General features: G+C 68.5%; 4 protein-coding genes. 3 read left to right on the top strand and 1 reads right to left on the bottom strand.

The annotated features are described in order from the left end of the window. On the bottom strand, window positions 1-527 hold a 527-nt coding region (locus tag VF662_RS11990; RefSeq protein ID WP_464141457.1), incomplete at its 3' end, for a TlpA family protein disulfide reductase. A 106-nt stretch (window positions 528-633) separates the two neighbouring features. Between VF662_RS11990 and VF662_RS11985 the strand changes: the two genes are divergently transcribed. Genes VF662_RS11985 through VF662_RS11975 form a run of 3 tightly spaced genes read left to right on the top strand, consistent with a single transcriptional unit; the run spans window position 634 to window position 2,721 of the window. Continuing rightward, window positions 634-870, top strand: coding sequence for a hypothetical protein (locus VF662_RS11985; protein ID WP_464141455.1), 237 nt, complete (start codon window positions 634-636; stop codon window positions 868-870). A 32-nt stretch (window positions 871-902) separates the two neighbouring features. Further along, window positions 903-1,763 (top strand): UTP--glucose-1-phosphate uridylyltransferase GalU, encoded by an 861-nt coding sequence (gene galU, locus VF662_RS11980; RefSeq protein WP_464141452.1) that lies wholly within the window; start codon window positions 903-905, stop codon window positions 1,761-1,763. Window position 1,764: 1 nt separating this feature from the next. Next, window positions 1,765-2,721 carry a zinc transporter ZntB gene (locus VF662_RS11975; protein WP_464141450.1) on the top strand — a complete coding sequence of 319 codons (957 nt, stop codon included), beginning with the start codon at window positions 1,765-1,767 and terminating at the stop codon, window positions 2,719-2,721. Window positions 2,722-2,766: the final 45 nt, after the last annotated feature.

Genomic DNA, 2,766 nt, shown 5'->3' with positions numbered 1-2,766 from the left:
AGCGCCTTTGCGCGCGAGCCGGTCCAATCCTGTTCGCCGGTCATCCTCCAGACCTCGCGGCCGTTCCTGTCGTAGAGGATGGTGGTGGGGAGCGACTGGACCTTGAGGCCTCCCATCAATTGCAGCTGGGGATCGATGAAGGGCTCCAGCGCCTTCAGCTTACGCTCTTCAAAAAAGGCGTCCACCTTCTGCCGCCCGTCGAGATCCTGGCTGATCGCGACCACCTCGATGCCCGGCTCCGCCGCCGCAAGCGCATCGAGCGTCGGCATTTCCGCGACGCACGGCGCGCACCAGGTGGCCCAGAGGTTCACGAGCAGGGGCTTACCGCGAAAGTCGGCGAAGCTGGCGCTCTCTCCGTCGGGACCCTCGAACGCGATTGCAGGCGCGGGCGCGCCCGCATGGGAGCGGTCGAGACGACCCGCCGCTTGCGCGCCCGGCCGCGGAGACTGGGGCTGGTCCGCCTTGCCCGAGGGTTGAGCGTCGCACCCCGTCAGCAAAAGCGCGAGAAGAAGCAGGATGAGGGGCAAGGGGCACTCCGTTGCCGTCGCCGTTAATCGGGGCGGTGCGCCTCGACAAGCGCTTCGCTCTTGCGCCTATGGCCGGTAAGAGGCACGGGAAGACGGAAGAACGGACATGAACAAAGTCGCCATCCTCGCCGCCTGTGCGCTTCTCGCCGCCTGCGGATCGCGCGAGCCGCTCCGGCCGAAGCCCGGCGAAGCGCCGCCGCCAGCGCCGGCCATGGCTGCCCGCGCACCCACCACCGAAGAGATGCTGACCCCGCCGCCGATCGCGGTGCCGGAGCGCACCGGCGAGCCGCTGCGCCGCTCCGAGCCCCGCAAGGACGATCGCTTCGACCTTCCGCCGCCCTAGAGCGGCCGGGCACCTCAACTACTGGAGTATCGATGAAACCTGTACGCAAGGCCGTGTTCCCCGTTGCCGGCCTCGGCACCCGCTTCCTCCCCGCCACCAAGGCCTTTGCCAAGGAGATGCTTCCGGTGGTCGACCGGCCGCTCATCCAATATGCCGTCGATGAAGCGCGCGAGGCCGGGATCGAGCAGATGATCTTCGTCACCGGGCGCGGGAAGGCGGCGCTCGAGGATTATTTCGACATCGCCTACGAACTCGAGGCGACGATGCGGGAACGGGGCAAATCCCTTGACGTGCTGGAGCCTACGCGCCTCCCGGCCGGAGCGCTCGCTTCCGTCAGGCAGCAGGAGCCGCTCGGGCTCGGCCATGCCGTCTGGTGCGCCCGCGACATCGTCGGCGACGAGCCGTTCGCGGTCCTGCTCCCGGACGATCTCATGTGGGGCAATCCCGGCTGCCTCCGCGAAATGGTGGACGACTATGAAGAGGTCGGGGGCAACATCATCTGCGTCGAGGAAGTCGCTCCAGAGAAGACCGCGAGCTACGGCATCATCACTCCGGGCGCGACCAGCGGCAACCGCACCGAAGTGAAGGGCCTCGTCGAGAAGCCGAAGCCGGAGGAGGCGCCGTCGACGCTCGGGATCATCGGCCGCTACATCCTCCAGCCCGAAGTGATGCGCATCCTCGACAATCCCGAGCGCGGCGCCGGCGGCGAGATCCAGCTGACCGACGCGATGGCGCGCCTGATCGGCACCCAGCCGTTCCACGGCGTCACCGTCGGGGCGAAGCGCTACGATTGCGGCGACAAGGCCGGCTTCATCACGGCTAATCTCGCCCTTGCGCTCGAGCGGGAGGATGTCGGCCCTGCAGTCCGCGCGTTCGTGGCGGACCTCCGCTAGCATGGGCTGCGCCGCTATCCTCGTCGGCGACGGCCCGGTGCGCCGGGTCGGGTCGGATGAGGCGGCGGCCTATCAGGGGCCGGGCTTCATCTGGCTCCACTTCGACACGCTCGAAGAGGCCGATCTCGCGGCGCTGAAGGCCCAGGGCGACCTTCCGGACATTGCGGCCAACGCGCTGGTGGCGACCGAGACCCGCCCCCGCTGCGACCGGATCGAGGACGGCGCGATCGTCAATCTTCGCGGCCCCGCCGCGGTCGAGACCGACGACAGCGACCGCCTCGTCTCCATCCGCATGTGGGTGCGGCAGGGGCGGGTCAGCTCCGTCTCCCGCCGCCCCCTGTCTGCGCTCCAGGCGGTCATCGAGCAGATGGAAACGGGCAAGATCCTCGATCCCGGCGATCTCGTCGCCGCCTTCGCTCGCGCCATCTCGAAGCAGCTCGATCCGGAGGTCGCCGCGCTCGGCGACAAGCTCGACGATTGCGAGACCGATCTCCAGCCGCACCAGGTCTACAAGCTCCGCACGACCATCGCCTCGATCCGTTCGGAGGCGATCACCTATCGCCGCTTCGTCGCTCCCGACCGCGATGCCCTGCTGACTCTCGCCCAGCTGGATTTCGCCTGGCTCGCGGAGGAAGACCGACTCCACATCCGCGAGGCCGCCGACCGTTTCTCGCGCATGACCGAGGAGCTCGAGGCGGTGCGCGAGCGGGCCGCCTTGCTCCACGAGCAGCTGACCGACCTGCGGGGCGAGCAGATGGAGGTGAGGGCGCTCCTGCTGTCGATCGTCGCGCTCATCTTCCTTCCGCTCACCTTCATCACCGGCCTCTTGGGCATGAACGTCAAGGGCATCCCCTATGCCGAGGAGGAATGGGCCTTCTGGGGCGTGGTCGGCGTCTGCGTCGCGATCGCGCTCGTGATCAGCGCCTATTTCGCCAGGGTCCACTGGCTCCGGCGCTAGTGGACGAGCCAGCCCGCTGCTTCCTCTGCGAGCGGCCGCTCGGCC

Origin of the sequence: Allosphingosinicella sp. (assembly GCF_036387215.1) — a bacterium.
Lineage (GTDB): Bacteria > Pseudomonadota > Alphaproteobacteria > Sphingomonadales > Sphingomonadaceae > Allosphingosinicella.
The sequence above is the reverse complement of the archived record's forward strand: the minus strand, read 5'-3'. Positions and strand labels throughout refer to the sequence as shown.